This is a genomic window from Janthinobacterium sp. GW823-FHT03B06 (genome assembly GCF_058796955.1).
This window is the reverse complement of record NZ_JBXAJE010000002.1, coordinates 1,052,446-1,067,727: the sequence shown is the minus strand read 5'-3', so window position 1 is coordinate 1,067,727 and position 15,282 is coordinate 1,052,446. Positions and strand designations below refer to the sequence as shown.

Below are 15,282 nucleotides of genomic sequence, written 5' to 3'. Positions count from 1 at the left end.
GGTCAGTCGTGATCCTTGCTCGGCGGCTGGGCCGGGCCGGCCGGCAGCGGCGTCACGCCTTGCGGCTGCACCAGGCTCAGGGTGGTCACGAACATGGCTTTGTCATACGCTTGCGCGCCGCGCTGTCCGGCCGTCTTGTCCGTGTGCTGCACTTCCAGCACATACGTGCCTTGCCATGGCAGCGGGAAGCTGACCAGGCCTTGCGCATCGCTCCACGCTTCCTTGCCCCAGCCCGACTGCACCACGGCGTTGACCTTGGCCTGCGCCAGCGGCTTGCCCTGGTAGCTGACCTGGAACTGGCCCGGTGTGCCGGTCGGCACCAGGTCCAGGGTCAGCGCGGGTGCTTGCGCCTTGCCGTCGGCGATCAGACGCGCGGCCGGCACCCACACGGTGCGCGTGGTCTTGCCATCCTTTTTCTCTTCCCATGACGGGTAGGCGTTTTCCTCGACGATGATACTTTCGCCGGCGCCCACCTTGCCATTGAGGAGGAAGGCGCCCGCCGTCTTGCTCGCCTGCAGCGGCTGCGCACCCTTGGCCGACAGCCACGTCACGTTCTTGATGCTGAACTTGTCCAGCAGGCCGGGCGACGCTTCGCGCAGGTTGTCGCCGAATTCGCCGAAGTACACGCTGGCCGCCTTGCCGTCCTGCTGCAGCCAGATCTGGTGCGCGCTGGCGCTGCCGCAGGCGAGGGCCGCGCCCAGCAGGGCGGTGGCGAAGGCGCCGGGACGCGCGATGGAAGCGATGTGCATGGTGTATCCCTTATCTTGCTAATCTTGTTATGTGAGTGGAAAAAGCGGCCGGCGGTGCATCAGTACTGGTAGCGCAGGTTCAGCGCCACGTTGCGCGGCTCGCCGTAATAGCCGCCGTTATAGAAGCCCACGCGGCGGAAATACGTCTTGTCGAACAGGTTGTTGACGTTCAGGCTGGCCGACAGTTTCGGGCTGATCTGGTAGCGCGCCATCAGGTTGGCCAGCACGTAGCTGCCCTGGCTGACGCGGATCTTGCTCTTGTTCGGCAGGGTGGCCATCGTCCAGATCTCGCTCTGCCAGTTCAAGCCGCCGCCGATGGTGAGATTTTGCAGCTCGCCCGGCAGGCGGTAGGTGGTCGAGACGCGCAGCATGTTGGTCGGCTGGATGGTGTTGGTCACCACGCCCTTGCCCGTCTTCGAGCTGCTGTGCGTGTAGCCGGCGAACAGCTGCCAGCCGCGCAAGGGGCTGCCCGACACTTCCGCTTCGTAACCTTTGCTTTTCGTGCCCTTGCCCGTGGATATATACGGACGGCTGCCGTCCGGCAGCACGAAGGTCGGCGGCACCGACTTGTCTTCCTCGCCCAGATTGTCCTGCTTGGCCTCATACACGGCGAACGAGGCATTGACGGCGCCGTCGAGGAATTCGCTCTTCACGCCCGCTTCCACGTTGCTGCCCGTGATCGGGTCGAGGAAGGCGTTGTTCTTGTCCTTCAGGTTTTGCGGCTTGAACAGGTCGGTATAGCTGGCGTACAGCGACGTGCTCTTGCTCACGTCGAGCACCAGGCCCGCATACGGCGTGACGACGTCGTCCGTTTTATACGCGGAGCTGCGCTTCACAAAACGGCCCCCGGTGTCGTAACGGTCGTTATACGTTTCCCACTTCGACACGCGCGCGCCGGCCAGCACCTTGACGCTGTCGGCGACGTTGATGCGCGTGGCGATGAAGGCGCCCGACTGTTTCGTGGTGGCGACGTCGCGCGCGCCCGTGCGCGTGAGCGCCGGCTCGGGCACGTCGCCCGTCCAGTTGCGGAAGTCGGGGATGGTGGTGGCGAACGGCAGCGGATCGGGCAGCAAGGTTTCATTCGTCGTGCCCTTTCGCTTCCAGCCGTTCACGCCCAGCACCAGGTCGTGCCGGCGCCCGAACAGGGGGAAGCTGCCATTGGCCGACAGGTCGAAGTTGTCCTGCTTTTCATCGTAGGGGAAGGCGCCGCTCCAGACTTCCAGGCCGCTGCCGTCGCGTTTCGGATAGCCGCTGCCGCCGTAGAACAGCTTGCCGTTCGAGGAGCTGTCGAGGCGCCCGTAGGCGGCCTTGAGCTTCCAGTCGCTGGCGAAGCGGTGCTCGAGATAGACGTACTTGTTCTGGAACTCGCGTTCCCAGCTGCTCCACTTGGCCGCCATATTGAACGAGCGGGGCATGTTGGCCGGCGTGCCGTCCGCGAAGAACAGGGGCGTGGTGCCCCAGCTCGTGCCTTTCGGCGTGTTCTTTTGATAGTCGATGCCGGCCGTGAGCAACGTTGCCGGCGTCAGATCCGCCTCGACGATGACGGCGCCCGCCAGCTTGCGTTCCTTGTACAGGTCCATGTAGGAATGGCGGTTCTGGCCGGCCACCACGACTCTTCCGCGGATGCTGCCGTCCGCATTCAACGGCGCGCTGATGTCGCCTTCGAGCCGGACCTTGCGCCAGGAACCGACGGTCAGGCCGGCCGAGGCGGAAAATTCCTTGCCGGGACGCTTGTGCAGCATGTTGATGGTGGCCGACGGGTCGCCATTGCCGCTGACCAGGCCCGTGGCGCCGCGCACGATTTCGATGCGGTCATAGATGGCCGTGTCGAACAGCGCATTCGACCCGGAATTGACGGCCACGCCGTCGATCTGGTAATTGCCGATGGAAAAGCCGCGCGCGGAAAAACTCGTGCGTTCGCTGTCGTTTTCCTGCACCGTCACGCCCGTCGACTGCACCAGCACCTCGGCCAGGCTGTTCAAGCCCATGTCGTCCATGCGCTGGCGCGTCACCACGGAGATCGATTGCGGCGTTTCGCGCATCGACAGGCCCATGCGCGTGGCCGTGGCCATTTCCCTTGTCGTGTAGGAACCCGTGTGCTCCGTCGAGGCCTTGTCTTGCTGGGCTTGCACCTTGATTTCGCTCAGGGTGGCTTCCTCCGGCTTGGCGCTCGTATCGGCGGCCAGGGCCGTGCCTGCGCCCAGCGCCGCCGCCAGCAATGCCGCCTGCACGGCGGCGGCCAGCGGACGCAGGGCGGTATTGCCAACGGTTGGGGAAAACGGGCCGGCCACCATGCCGGCCAGCGAAACTGCTCGCGCCATGAAACATCCTTCTTCTCGCATGCCCGCCGTCGGACGGCGGGCGTTTTTGGTAGGGGAGGCTTGCTTGGCGGTGTGGCCTGGCTGGCGCAGCGTGTCATCCAGCCATATGGCAGTCAGGCGACTGCGTGCAGACTCTGGCGAGTCCAAATGTGAATGAGAACTATTCTTATTATAGTGCGGGGTTGTGAGACATGCAAGAGTGCGATGTTGTAAACGCGCACGGCCGCCCGGTACTGGGGGCGGCCGTGGCGCGCGATGCTGGCTGCACGGGCGCTTACAGCGCCGGCGTGTAGCGCACGGTGAGGATGATGTTGCGCGGTTCGCCGAAGTAATTACCACGGCGCAATTCGCCCGTGGCGGCCCAGTAGGTCTTGTCCGTTACATTGGCGATGCTGAGGCTGGCGCTCCAGTGGCGGTTGAAAATATACGCGGCGCGCGCGTCCCAGACCGTGCGTCCGCCATTGCGGAAACGCACGTCGGGATTGTCATCGGCCCGGTAGACATAACCGCTTTGCGCCGAGACGCCGCCGCCCACCGTCCAGTGGTTCCACGCGCCGGGCAGGCGGTAGCTGGTCGACACGCGCAGCATGTGCTTGGGCGTGACGGTGGGCGGCGTTTCGTCGCCTTCGCCGCGCGCGATATTGTAGGTGTAGCCGGACGACAGCTGCCAGCCCGGCAGCACTTCGCCGCTGGCGTCCGCGTCGATGCCCGTGCTGCGGATGGGGCGGCCATTGCGGTAGCAGCTGCCCGTGACGTCCCACTTCAGGCAATCGTCGTTGCTGGCCTCGTCGTACACGGCCGTGTCGCGCTTGTCGATGCGGAAAGCGGCCAGCGCCACGTTCAGGCGGCCGTCGTACAGCTCGCCCTTCACGCCCGCTTCATAGGTGTCGCCGACGACGGGTTTCAACGGTTGTCCGCCCAGCGTGTAGTACAGGCTCTGCGGCTGGAAGATGCTGGCGTAGCTGCCGTACACGGACCAGCGCTTGTCGAGGTCGAGCACCAGGCCCGCGTACGGCGTGAATTCGCGGCTTTCCTTGTAACGGCTGACGGGGTCGGTCTCCAGCTTGCCCGTGGTCTGCTTGTCGAACCAGCTCAGGCGGCCGCCCAGCAGCAGATGCAGGTCAGGCCGCAGTTCCCAGCGCGTGCTGGCGTAGGCGCCGTAGTGCTGCTCGTTCAGGTGCGGCAGCGCGTCCCAGGCCGGATGCGGGGGACGGGCAAGCAGCGTATTGTTCGGATGGAAGACGTCGAAGGGCAGGCCGGGCGAGGTCGAGGCCGCATGATCGTCGGTGACGGCGCGCGAGGCATTCATGCCCAGCAGTACCTCATGCCTGCCGCCCCAGGCCTGGAAGCTGCCGCCCACGTTGGCGTCCAGGCCCGTGGTGACGATATCCTGCTTGCGGTAGTTGACCGAGTACAGGCGCGCCCCTTGCTGCGTGGCGGGGGCTATGCTGCCGCGCACGATGGCCGCCTGCTGGTCGAAGGCCCCATACGTGCGGTTGAGGGCAACTTTGGCCTTCCAGTCGCCGCCAAAACGGTGTTCGAGGTCGGCGAACAGTTCACCGATGGTGGCGTCGTGGCGGTTCCAGTCCTGCGCCAGCGACGTCGAGCGGCGCACGGGCAAGGTCGCGCCGTCGCTGTAGCGGGGCAGGCCGAACAGCCAGTAGCCGTCCGTCACCGTGTGCTGGCGGCGCGCGCCGGCGCGCACGGTGGTGGCGGCGTCGAGGTCCGCCTCGACGATGCCGTAGAACAGGGGCATGCGGCTGTGCGCCGCGTCATAGAAGTAATCGCGGTCTTCATAGGCCACCAGCGCGCGCCCGCGCACGGTGCCGGCCGCGTTCAGCGGCGCGCCTGCGTCGAGTTCGATGCGGCGCTGGTTCCAGCTGCCCACGGTGGCCGTCACGTCCGCGTGCGCTTCGGCGCGGGGACGCTTGCGCACCAGGTTGGCCACGCCGCCCGGCGTGCCGGCGCCGACGATCAGGCCGGCCGAACCGCGCAGGATTTCCACGCGGTCATACACGGCCATGTCAGGGATCAGCCAGCCCGTGGCATTGTCGGAAATGCCGGGCATGCCATCGATCAGGTAAGACAGGGCATTGCCGCGCGACAGGAATTCATGCGAGCCGAAGCTGCGGTTCATGCGCGTCAGGCCCGTGCTTTGCTCCAGCACCTGGTCCAGGGTGAACAGGTTCTTGTCATCCATCTGCTGGCGCGTGACCACCGACACCGATTGCGGCGTGTCGCGCAGCGCGCGTTCCGTGCCCGCCAGGGTCACGGCGCGCGTCGTGTAGGCGCCCGTGCCTTCGCTGGTGGCCGTGCGCTCGCCATTGGCCGTCACGGTGATTTCCGACAGGGTCGCCGTTTCGCCCGTGGCCTTGGGCGCCGCCTTGATGATGACCGCATTGCCGTCGATCGACGCCTGCAGCCCGCTGCCGGCCAGCAGACGATCGAGGCCGTTGCGCACGCTGAGCGTGGCGTTGATGGCGGGCGCCGTCTTGCCGGCCACCAGGTCGGGCGAAAACAGCAGTTGCAGATTGGCTTGCCGCGCCAGTTCATTCAGGGCTTGCCCCAGCGGCTGGGCGGCGATGGACAGTTTGACGGTGGGCAAAGTTTGCGCCTGTGCGGCGCTGAGCGTGCCCAGGGCCAGCATGGCGGCCAGGGCGAGGGGGGCAGGTTGCAGATTGAAGCGGGGGGACCACATGCGGCATTCTCCAGGTTACTTGTTGTCGATACACCTGGTAGACGCGGCAGTGGATAAAATCCTCACCTGCGAATGCGACTTATTTTCATTTATTTTGTTGCAGATGCATGGCGGGCGCCTGCGCAGGCATTGTTGCCGCCATGCGGATCTCGCTGGCAGTGCCGCTGTGCACGAGCTGCACGGGCAGCAGCTGGGGCAGGGCGGCGGCAAAGCGGTCGAGCTGGGTCAGGCTGAAGCTGCCGCCGATGCGCAGGCGCGCCACGGCCGGATCGCGCACGAGCAGGCCTGTGTCGCCATAGCGCTCGAACTCGGCCAGCGCCGCGCCCAGCGGCACGTTGTCGAAGGTGATCCTGCCGTCGCGCCACGGCGCCACGCTGCCGGGGGCCAGGCTGGCGACGGCCGACAGGCGGCCGCCGGCATCGCTGCTGACGCCCTGGCCGGCCGTCAGGTCGACTTGCTCTTGCCGCGCGCCGGCCACGCGCACGTGGCCATGCTGCACGGCCACGCGCAGCTGGCCGTCCTGGGCCAGGGTGTTGCGCACGGCAAACTGTGTGCCCACCACCGTCACCGTCAAGGGGCCGCTGAGCACGTCGAACGGCTGCCCTTGCTTTGATTGCACCTGGAACAGCGCTTCGCCCTGCGCCAGGCGCACTTCGCGCCGCTGGCGGTACACGGTGACGTGCAGCTGCGTGGCCGTGTCGAGCTGCAGCTTGCTGCCGTCGGGCAGGGCGACGGCCAGGCGCTGGCCCCGCGCCGTCGCATACGACTGGCTGAACGTGGGTTGCTGCCACCACTGGTAGCCGCCCGCGCCCACGCCGAGCAGCAGCATGGCGGCGGCCGCATACGGCAGCGCGCGCAGCCAGTGCCGGCGGGGCGCGGACACTGGCGCAGAGGAAGCCGGGGGCACCGTCCAGCGCGCGGCGACGTGCGCGGGAATCCGGCGCGCCGCGCGGTGCGTCTCCTTTAGCTGCGCATACGCATGGGCGTGACGCGCATCGGCCGCCAGCCAGGCGGCAAACTCGGCCTGGCTTTGCGCATCGAGGTCATGGCGCCGGCTGAACCAGGTGGCCGCCGCCAGCGCTGCCGGGTCTTGTGTGGCGGCAAAAGCGGCATGCTCGCGCAAGTCCGCCTGCTCCTGGGCGGAGGGGCCGAACTCATGGCGGGGCGGGCGGGCGGTCATGGGCGCCATTATGTGGCTTTGCGCAAAGAATGCAACTGCAGCAACTGCGCCCGGCAACTGAGCATGCCGCGCGCGATATGTTTTTCCACCATGCTCACGGATATGCCCATGCGCGCCGCGATCTGCGCGTGCGGCAATTCCTCGAAGACGTGCAGCACGAAGGCGTCGCGGCAGCGGGGCGGCAGGGCGTCGATGGCGGCCACGCAGGCTTGCCAGTCCCGGCTGCTTTCGAGTGCCTGTTCCGGCTGCAAATGCTGGGGTCCTGCCGGATGCGCCGCTTCCGGCAGGGCGTCAAGTGCCTCGTGCTGGCGCAGGGCGGCGCGGCGGTGCTGGTCGATCATCAGGTTGCGCGCCGTGCGGTACAGCAGCGCGCGCGGTTCGCGCACGGCCGCTTCGCCCAGCACGCGCAGATAGCTTTCCTGCACCAAGTCGGCAGCAGCGTCGCGGTTGCGCAAGCTGCGCCAGCAAAAGTTCAACAGTTCTTGGTAATAGCGTGCAACCACGGCGTCCGATGTATGAGTCCGCAGCCAGGAATGCCGCATATGAGAATGATTCTCATTATACGGCATGCCGGGATGCGGCGTTAAGCGGCTTGCCGCACCGTGGCAGGCGTACAACGCTTTGTCGGGCGGCCGGCATCGGTTAACATGGGAAGTTAACAGGGAGGCAAGATGGCTATTCAAATTATTAATACGGCGCCGATGGCCGGCCAGCGGCCCGGCACGTCGGGCTTGCGCAAGAAGGTGGCGGTCTTCAGCGCCCCGCAGTACCTGGAAAACTTCGTGCAAAGCGTGTTCGACACGCTCGGCGACTGCCGCGGCCAGACCCTGGTGCTGGGCGGGGACGGGCGTTACTACAACCGCGCCGCCATCCAGACGGTGCTGCGCATGGCGGCCGCGCACGGCTACGCGCGCGTGCTGCTGGGGCAGGGCGGCATCCTGTCGACGCCGGCCGTCAGCTGCGTGATCCGCAAGCATGGCGCCAGCGGCGGCATCATCCTGTCGGCCAGCCATAATCCGGGCGGTCCCGATGGCGATTTCGGCATCAAGTACAACATCGCCAATGGCGGCCCGGCGCCCGAAAAGGTCACGGAAGCCATATTTGCGCGCACGCAAACGCTCACCGAATACCGCATCAGCGACGCGGCCGACATCGACCTCGACGCCTTGGGCACTGTGCGCATCGAGCAGATGACGGTCGAAGTGATCGACCCCGTTCTCGACTACGCGGAGCTGATGCAGCAGCTGTTCGACTTCGACGCCATCCGCGCCCTGTTCGCGGGCGGCCTGCGCCTCTGCTTTGACGGCATGCACGCCGTTTCCGGCCCGTATGCGACGGCCATCCTGGAAGGCATGCTGGGTGCGCCGAAGGGCAGCGTCATCAACGGCGTGCCGCTGGAAGACTTCGGCGGCGGCCATCCGGACCCGAATCCCGTCAACGCGCAGGAACTGATCGCGCGCATGGCCGGCGACGATGCTCCCGACTTCGGCGCCGCTTCGGACGGCGACGGCGACCGCAACATGATCGTCGGCCGGCGCTTCGACGTTACGCCGTCGGACAGCCTGGCCATCCTGGCCGCCAACGCCACCGTGGCGCCCGGCTACCGCGCGGGCTTGTCCGGCATCGCCCGCTCCATGCCCACCTCGGGCGCGGCCGACCGGGTCGCCAGCGCGCTGGGCATTCCCTGCTACGAGACGCCGACGGGCTGGAAGTTCTTCGGCACCTTGCTCGACGCCGGCATGGCCACCCTGTGCGGCGAGGAAAGCTACGGCACGGGTTCGAATCACGTGCGCGAAAAGGATGGCCTGTGGGCCGTGCTGTTCTGGCTTAACCTGCTGGCGGAAAAAAAGCAATCGGTGGAAGACATCGTGCGCGCGCACTGGGCCACGTATGGCCGCAACTACTACTCGCGCCACGACTATGAAGACATCGACAGCGCTGGCGCGGCGCAGCTGATGGCGGCCGTGCGCGGCCAGCTGGCCGCCTTGCCGGGCCAGCAGTTCGATGGCTACACGGTGGCGCTGGCCGACGATTTCAGCTACACGGACCCCGTCGACGGTTCCGTGGCGACGCAGCAGGGCATCCGCATCGTCATGACGGACGGCGCGCGCATCGTGCTGCGCCTGTCCGGCACGGGCACCGAGGGCGCCACCCTGCGCCTGTACCTGGAGCGCTACGAGGCCGATCCCGCGCAGCATGACATCCCGACCCAGCAAGCGCTGGCGGGATTGATCGCCGTGGCCGAGCAAGTGGCGCAGATCCGCGCACGCACGGGGCGCGACGCGCCGACGGTGACGACGTAAAAAAAGGGCGCGTAGGTCGGATTAGCGTTGCATCGCCACGCGTAATCCGACGACATTGTCAGCAGCGTTGTCGGATTACGCCCTTTGGGCTAATCCGACCTACTTGTATGATTACGCCTTGCCCGGGACAGCCGCCTGGCGGTAGTTGTCCACCATCTTGTAGCGCTTCGCATACAGGCCGAAGGCCAGCATGGCGACGGCGGCAAAGGCGGCGAAGAAGAACATCTGGAAAGCCGTCACGCTGATGCCGCTCTCGGCGATCTTGCCGATCACGCCTTCATTCATGACGCTGCGGTTGACGATCAGCACCCACAGGTTGCCCACCGTGGTCGACAGGTTCCAGAAGCTCATGATGGCGCCCTTCATCGACACGGGCGCCTGGCTGTACGCAAACTCCAGGCCCGTGGCCGAGACCAGCACTTCGCCGAACGTCAGCAGGGCGTACGGCAGGATCTGCCACATGATGGAGACGGCGTTGCCGCTGTCGAGGGCCAGCTGCAGCAAGCCGATGACGATCCACGCCAGCGAGGAAAAGCCGATACCGGCCGTCATGCGGCGCAGGGCCGTCGCTTCCAGGCCGAAGCGGTTGAGCATCGGGTACAGCACCAGGTTGTTGAACGGGATCAAGAGCATCACCAGCATCGGGTTCAGCGCCTGCATCTGCGCCGGCAGGAACCAGCTCGGTTTTTCCATGGTGTTCGCCTGCACGATCCATGTCGAGGCCTTCTGGTCGAACAGCGAGAAGAACGGCGTGACGAGGGCGAAGATGACGAGGATGCGCAGCACGGCGCGCACGCCTTCGACGGCTTCGTCCGGGTGGATGCCGCGCGCGCGTTCCAGCTGCATGGCCGTGCCGATGCTGCCGAAGGCCAGCAGCAAGACCAGCGCCGTACACGCGGAAATCACGAAGCCCCATTCGGGAATGCTGTAGAACGCGTACAGGGCGCCGATCACGCCGACGTAGGCGACGTACAGGCCGGGACGCGAACCGCCGTCGACGCGCGCCAGCAGGGCCGTGCGGGCCACGCGGGTGAACGAATCGGGATTCGGCGGCGCCGGCGGCACGTGCACGTATTTCTTGGCGCCCATCCAGAAGACGACGGTGGCGGCCAGCATCATCAGGCCGGGGATGCCGAAGGCGATCGACGGGCCGAAGTCGCGCAGGAACATCGGCATCAGCAGCGAGGCGAAGAAGGAGCCGAAGTTGATGATCCAGTAAAACAGGTCGAAGACCAGCTTGGCCTTGTGCTTGTTGGTCTGGTCGAACTGGTCGCCGACAAACGAGGCGACCAGCGGCTTGATGCCGCCGGAACCGAAGGCGATCAGGAACAGGCCGAAATAGAAGCCGTTGACGCTGTTTTCAAACAGGGCCAGGCAGGCGTGGCCCGCGCAATACACGAGGCTGAGCCAGAAGATGGTGTTGTACTTGCCGAAGAAGCGGTCGGCCAGCCAGCCGCCCAGCAGCGGGAAGAAATATACGCCGATGACGAAGGTGTGGAACACGTGCTTGGCTTCGCCCGTGCGCTGGTCGATCGGGATCATCAGCAGCAGGGTGCTGATGAGGAATGGCGTCAGGATGTTGCGCATGCCGTAAAAGCTGAAGCGTTCGCAGCCTTCGTTGGCGATGATGTACGGTATTTGCCGCGGCATTTTGCCCGTGGCGGTTTGTGTCTCGGCCGATGACATTGGCTCTCCCCCAAGTTTTTTTTGTAAGCCGCGATGCTAAGGCCTGCCGCGTTTGCTTGCAACAGAAAAAACGGCCTGTCCGCTATTTCGCAGGGATTTGTAAGGTATTGATTTTCATAAAGACATTACTTTCGGCACTTGCGCTTGCACTTGCACACGCCGGGCGCGGCAGCCACAGCTGCATTTGCAGCATGCCGTCCGATGCGGGGCCGTCCGCCAGGGTAAAGCCGCAGCCCAGGTACAGGGTCAATGCCGCGTGGTTGTCCTGCGCCACGGCCAGGCGCAGGCGGGCCAGTTCGGGGATGGCGCAGGCATGGGCGATGGCTGCCTGCAGCAGTTGCCGTCCCGCGCCATGCCCGCGTGCCTGCGGCGCCACGTACACGCCCCACAGGCTGGCCTTGTCATGCACGACGGCGATCGGTTCGCGGCGCAGGCCGGCAATGCCGATCAATTGATCCTTGTCGAAAGCGCCAAATATTATTTGGTGGGAAGTGGCGCGCAAGCGCTGGGCTATCTGTGCCAGAGGCAAACCGCTTTCCGCCGCATGCGTGGTGCAGAAGGCGGCGGGCAGTTCGGCGATGCCGGCCAGACGCAGCGCGCGGTAGGCGGCAACGTCGTCGGGCGTCAGGGGGCGGACAATGATGGCGGGCATGTGGGCGAGTATCGGGCTTCGATGCCAGAAAGTAAACCTTGCCGTTCACCGCCGCCATCCTTAATATCTGCCGCATGAAACCTGTACCGAGCCCTTCCCCTGATATGTCCGCTGGCGCGGCTCTGACGCCGGCGCGCGAGCGCGCGATGCTGTGGCTGCTTGCGCTGACGCAATTTACCGTGATCATGGATTTCATGGTGATGATGCCGCTGGCGCCCCAGCTGATGCAGGCTTTCCACATCGGCCCGGCCGCCGTCTCGGGCGCCGTTTCCGCCTACGCCTGGTGCGCGGGCCTGTCCGGCTTGCTGGCGGCCACGTATATCGACCGCTTCGACCGCAAGAAGCTGCTGCTGACCATGTTTTGCCTGTTCACCCTGTCGAACCTCGCTTGCGCGCTGGCGCCGAACTTCCACGTGCTGCTGTGGTCGCGCGCGTTTGCGGGGCTGACGGGCGGCGTGCTGGGCGCCATGGTCATGGCTATCATCGGCGACGTGATTCCTTCCGAGCGGCGCGGCGCGGCCACCGGCATCGTCATGACCTCGTTTGCCATGGCGGCCGTGGGCGGCGTGCCCATCGGCGTAGTGCTGGCCGCGCACTTTGGCTGGGCCTCGCCGTTTTTCCTGCTGGTCGTGCTGTCGCTGCTGGTCTGGCTGGGCGCGGCGCGCGTGCTGCCCTCGCTCACGGCGCACATGGGGGCGGCTGCCACGCCGCTGCGCCAGGTGCTGCCGAACCTGCTGGCGCTGTTCCGGGAAAGGCGGCACCTGCAAGCGTTCTCCTTGTCGATTGTCAACATGACGGCCGGCATGCTGGTCATTCCCTTCATTTCGCCGGTGCTGGTGGGCAATATGGGGCTGGCGCCGGCCGATGTCACCTGGGTGTATCTGGCGGGCGGCTGCGCCACGATCTTTACGGCGCGCCTGATCGGCCGCTGGGCGGACCGGGCCGGCAAGCAGCAGGTGTACCGCTGGGTGTCCCTGCTGTCGATTGCGCCGCTGCTGTTCATGACGCACTTGCCCCAGTTGCCGCTGCTGGGGCTGATGCTGGCGTTTCCCTTCTTTATGGCCCTCGTCTCGGGCCGCATGGTGCCGCTGCAGGCGCTGCTGACGACCATCCCGGAAACGCACAAGCGGGGCGCGTTTCTCAGCGCCAATTCGGCTCTGCAAAGCTTTGGCAGCGGCCTGGGCGCCTGGCTGGGCGGCCTGACCCTGCAGACGGACGCGGCCGGCCACATCAGCGGCTACGGCATCAATGGCTGGCTGGCGGCGGGCTTGTCGCTGTGGACGGTGTGGTGGGTGGCGCGCGTGCGCGGCGCGGCGCCGCAGGGGGCGCCGGCGTAGGGGATTATTGTGTGGCGATGCGCTGCATGGGCGCATTGTCCTTGCGCCATTGTTCCAGGCTGATCAGCTCACCGCTGACGACGTCGTCGACGAGGATGCGCTTGCCATCCTGGGAGACGACGAAACTCTCCCAGCGGTGCGCCGCGTCCGGCGTATTTTCCACAAAGTTCAGGTCATAGTAGGGCTTGCCATCGATGAGACGCACGTCGGGCGACGTTTCCATCACGGCGCCGTGGGCGCGGCCGCCCGAAGCCTTTTCGATATGCGCCGACCAGGCCTTGATTTCCGGCAATGCCATCAGTGCATCGACGGCGCGCGCGCTCTGTTCTGGCGCCACCTGGCTGCTCGCGGCCGGGACATTGGTGCCGTGCGGCGCGCCTTGCTGGTGCAGGTAGAAAGCGCCGAGCCCGGCGGCCAGCAAGCCGGCCAGGATGCCGGCGATGATGGTGGTTTTGGAAGAAGAGGCGCGTGGCTGCATGATGGTGGCGTGAGAAAGAGGGACGATGGCGGCCATGCTAAAGCAAAACGTGCAGGCGGGCAATCGTTGAAATTTCTAAAAAGCAAGACGAAAAAAAGCCACCTTCCGTAGAAGATGGCTCTCGGGGCTGCCGGGCAGGCGCAAGCAGCTTTTGGTCTGCCTGTCCCGTCCCGGCGTGGCAGCTGCGCGCGCCGTCGCCTGCGCGCGCGGCCGCCTGGATTACATCATACCGTCCATGCCGCCCATGCCGCCCATACCACCCATGCCGCCGCCCATGCCGCCGGCTGCCTTGTCGTCAGCGATTTCGCAGACCATGCAGTCGGTCGTCAGCATCAGCGAAGCGATCGAAGCGGCGTTTTGCAGCGCCGAACGGGTCACTTTGGCTGGGTCCAGAACGCCCATTTCCACCATGTCGCCATACGTGCCGTTGGCAGCGTTGTAGCCGTAGTTGCCCGCGCCAGCCAGGACGGCTGCCACGACGACCGAAGCTTCTTCGCCGGCGTTTTGCACGATCATGCGCAGTGGCTCTTCCATTGCGCGCAGGACGATCTTGATACCAGCGTCTTGATCAGGATTGTCGCCCTTGACCGTGATGTTGGCGCGTGCGCGCAGCAGGGCTACGCCGCCGCCTGGCACGATGCCTTCTTCCACGGCAGCGCGGGTGGCGTGCAGTGCATCTTCAACGCGGGCTTTTTTCTCTTTCATTTCGACTTCGGTGGCTGCGCCAACCTTGATCACGGCAACGCCGCCAGCCAGTTTGGCCACGCGCTCTTGCAGTTTTTCACGGTCGTAGTCCGAGGTCGCTTCTTCGATCTGTACACGCACTTGTTTCACGCGTGCTTCGATCGAGGCAGCTTCGCCGGCGCCATCGATGACGATGGTGTTTTCCTTGCCCACTTCGATGCGTTTCGCCTGACCCAGTTCGGCCAGGGTCACTTTTTCCAGGGTCAGGCCGACTTCTTCAGCGATCACCTGGCCGCCCGTCAGGACAGCGATGTCTTCCAGCATGGCTTTGCGGCGGTCGCCGAAGCCAGGTGCTTTCACTGCGCAGGTTTTCAGGATGCCGCGGATGTTGTTCACAACCAGGGTAGCCAGCGCTTCGCCTTCGATGTCTTCCGCGATGATCAGCAGTGGACGGCCAGCCTTGGCGACTTGTTCCAGTACCGGCAGCAGGTCACGGATGTTCGAGATTTTCTTGTCGCACAGCAGGACGAATGGGCTGTCCAGGACGGCAACTTGCTTCTCTGGGTTGTTGATGAAGTATGGCGACAGGTAGCCGCGGTCGAACTGCATGCCTTCAACGATGTCCAGCTCGTCGTTCAGCGACTTGCCGTCTTCTACCGTGATCACGCCTTCTTTGCCGACTTTTTCCATCGCTTCAGCGATACGCTCGCCGATCGAGTAGTCCGAGTTCGCCGAGATCGCGCCAACCTGGGCGATTTCCTTGGTCGTGGTGCAAGGACGGGCGATTTTCGCCAGTTCTTCGACGGTCGCTGCAACAGCTTTGTCGATACCGCGCTTCAGGTCCATCGGGTTCATGCCGGCGGCAACGAACTTCATGCCTTCGCGCACGATGGCTTGTGCCAGCACGGTCGCGGTGGTGGTGCCGTCGCCGGCGTTGTCGCTGGTGCGGGAAGCCACTTCCTTGACCATTTGCGCGCCCATGTTCATGAGCTTGTCTTTGAGTTCAACTTCTTTCGCTACCGACACACCATCCTTGGTGACGGTAGGGGCGCCGAACGAGCGCTCCAGGACCACGTTGCGGCCTTTCGGGCCCAAGGTGACTTTGACTGCGTTGGCGAGGATGTTGACGCCTTCGACCATCTTGGCGCGCGCTGCGTCGCCGAATACTACTTCTTTAGCTGCCATGTTCAATTC

The 15,282-nt window shown here is 65.3% G+C and carries 11 protein-coding genes; 2 read left to right on the top strand and 9 right to left on the bottom strand.

Going from position 1 to position 15,282, the window contains the following annotated elements; translation table 11 throughout:
• Nucleotides 1-2: 2 nt before the first annotated feature.
• The 5 genes from AC1RBA_RS10825 to AC1RBA_RS10805 form a co-directional block, all read right to left on the bottom strand.
• Nucleotides 3-749, bottom strand: a complete 747-nt coding sequence (locus AC1RBA_RS10825; RefSeq protein WP_070221891.1) for a DUF4198 domain-containing protein — start codon at nucleotides 747-749, stop codon at nucleotides 3-5.
• A gap of 59 nt (nucleotides 750-808) precedes the next feature.
• Nucleotides 809-3,070 carry a TonB-dependent siderophore receptor gene (locus AC1RBA_RS10820; RefSeq protein ID WP_492418078.1) on the bottom strand — a complete coding sequence of 754 codons (2,262 nt, stop codon included), beginning with the start codon at nucleotides 3,068-3,070 and terminating at the stop codon, nucleotides 809-811.
• Between the two features lie 274 nt (nucleotides 3,071-3,344).
• Nucleotides 3,345-5,768 carry a TonB-dependent siderophore receptor gene (locus AC1RBA_RS10815; protein WP_492418076.1) on the bottom strand — a complete coding sequence of 808 codons (2,424 nt, stop codon included), beginning with the start codon at nucleotides 5,766-5,768 and terminating at the stop codon, nucleotides 3,345-3,347.
• An 85-nt stretch (nucleotides 5,769-5,853) separates the two neighbouring features.
• Nucleotides 5,854-6,948 (bottom strand): FecR family protein, encoded by a 1,095-nt coding sequence (locus AC1RBA_RS10810; protein ID WP_492418074.1) that lies wholly within the window; start codon nucleotides 6,946-6,948, stop codon nucleotides 5,854-5,856.
• A gap of 8 nt (nucleotides 6,949-6,956) precedes the next feature.
• Complete coding sequence (locus AC1RBA_RS10805; protein WP_492418072.1) at nucleotides 6,957-7,490, bottom strand: sigma-70 family RNA polymerase sigma factor; 534 nt, start codon at nucleotides 7,488-7,490, stop codon at nucleotides 6,957-6,959.
• A 129-nt stretch (nucleotides 7,491-7,619) separates the two neighbouring features.
• Here AC1RBA_RS10805 and AC1RBA_RS10800 point away from each other — a divergent pair, with 129 nt between their 5' ends.
• The gene (locus AC1RBA_RS10800) at nucleotides 7,620-9,251 is read left to right on the top strand and encodes an alpha-D-glucose phosphate-specific phosphoglucomutase (RefSeq protein WP_492418071.1); all 1,632 of its coding nucleotides are present in this window, start codon (nucleotides 7,620-7,622) and stop codon (nucleotides 9,249-9,251) included.
• Nucleotides 9,252-9,362: 111 nt separating this feature from the next.
• Here the strand turns inward: AC1RBA_RS10800 and AC1RBA_RS10795 are convergent, their stop codons facing one another.
• Nucleotides 9,363-10,937, bottom strand: coding sequence for a POT-type proton-dependent oligopeptide transporter (locus tag AC1RBA_RS10795; protein ID WP_070311781.1), 1,575 nt, complete (start codon nucleotides 10,935-10,937; stop codon nucleotides 9,363-9,365).
• Nucleotides 10,938-11,019: 82 nt separating this feature from the next.
• Entirely contained in the window at nucleotides 11,020-11,589 is a 570-nt protein-coding gene (locus AC1RBA_RS10790) for a GNAT family N-acetyltransferase (RefSeq protein ID WP_492418068.1), read from the bottom strand.
• A gap of 104 nt (nucleotides 11,590-11,693) precedes the next feature.
• Between AC1RBA_RS10790 and AC1RBA_RS10785 the strand changes: the two genes are divergently transcribed.
• The gene (locus tag AC1RBA_RS10785) at nucleotides 11,694-12,926 is read left to right on the top strand and encodes an MFS transporter (protein WP_492418144.1); all 1,233 of its coding nucleotides are present in this window, start codon (nucleotides 11,694-11,696) and stop codon (nucleotides 12,924-12,926) included.
• Nucleotides 12,927-12,930: 4 nt separating this feature from the next.
• Here AC1RBA_RS10785 and AC1RBA_RS10780 read toward each other — a convergent pair whose 3' ends face one another.
• Both AC1RBA_RS10780 and groL read right to left on the bottom strand, forming a co-directional pair.
• Nucleotides 12,931-13,404 carry a hypothetical protein gene (locus AC1RBA_RS10780; protein ID WP_492418066.1) on the bottom strand — a complete coding sequence of 158 codons (474 nt, stop codon included), beginning with the start codon at nucleotides 13,402-13,404 and terminating at the stop codon, nucleotides 12,931-12,933.
• A gap of 219 nt (nucleotides 13,405-13,623) precedes the next feature.
• The gene (gene groL / locus AC1RBA_RS10775; RefSeq protein WP_070221899.1) at nucleotides 13,624-15,273 is read right to left on the bottom strand and encodes a chaperonin GroEL; all 1,650 of its coding nucleotides are present in this window, start codon (nucleotides 15,271-15,273) and stop codon (nucleotides 13,624-13,626) included.
• Nucleotides 15,274-15,282: the final 9 nt, after the last annotated feature.

Excerpts from the sequence above, each read along its gene's own strand:
- AC1RBA_RS10825 (WP_070221891.1), bottom strand. The coding sequence starts at position 749 with ATGCACATCGCTTCCATCGCGCGTCCCGGCGCCTTCGCCACCGCCCTG.
- AC1RBA_RS10820 (WP_492418078.1), bottom strand. The coding sequence starts at position 3,070 with ATGGCGCGAGCAGTTTCGCTGGCCGGCATGGTGGCCGGCCCGTTTTCC.
- AC1RBA_RS10815 (WP_492418076.1), bottom strand. The coding sequence starts at position 5,768 with ATGTGGTCCCCCCGCTTCAATCTGCAACCTGCCCCCCTCGCCCTGGCC.
- AC1RBA_RS10810 (WP_492418074.1), bottom strand. The coding sequence starts at position 6,948 with ATGACCGCCCGCCCGCCCCGCCATGAGTTCGGCCCCTCCGCCCAGGAG.
- AC1RBA_RS10805 (WP_492418072.1), bottom strand. The coding sequence starts at position 7,490 with ATGCGGCATTCCTGGCTGCGGACTCATACATCGGACGCCGTGGTTGCA.
- AC1RBA_RS10800 (WP_492418071.1), top strand. The coding sequence starts at position 7,620 with ATGGCTATTCAAATTATTAATACGGCGCCGATGGCCGGCCAGCGGCCC.
- AC1RBA_RS10795 (WP_070311781.1), bottom strand. The coding sequence starts at position 10,937 with ATGTCATCGGCCGAGACACAAACCGCCACGGGCAAAATGCCGCGGCAA.
- AC1RBA_RS10790 (WP_492418068.1), bottom strand. The coding sequence starts at position 11,589 with ATGCCCGCCATCATTGTCCGCCCCCTGACGCCCGACGACGTTGCCGCC.
- AC1RBA_RS10785 (WP_492418144.1), top strand. The coding sequence starts at position 11,694 with ATGTCCGCTGGCGCGGCTCTGACGCCGGCGCGCGAGCGCGCGATGCTG.
- AC1RBA_RS10780 (WP_492418066.1), bottom strand. The coding sequence starts at position 13,404 with ATGCAGCCACGCGCCTCTTCTTCCAAAACCACCATCATCGCCGGCATC.
- groL (WP_070221899.1), bottom strand. The coding sequence starts at position 15,273 with ATGGCAGCTAAAGAAGTAGTATTCGGCGACGCAGCGCGCGCCAAGATG.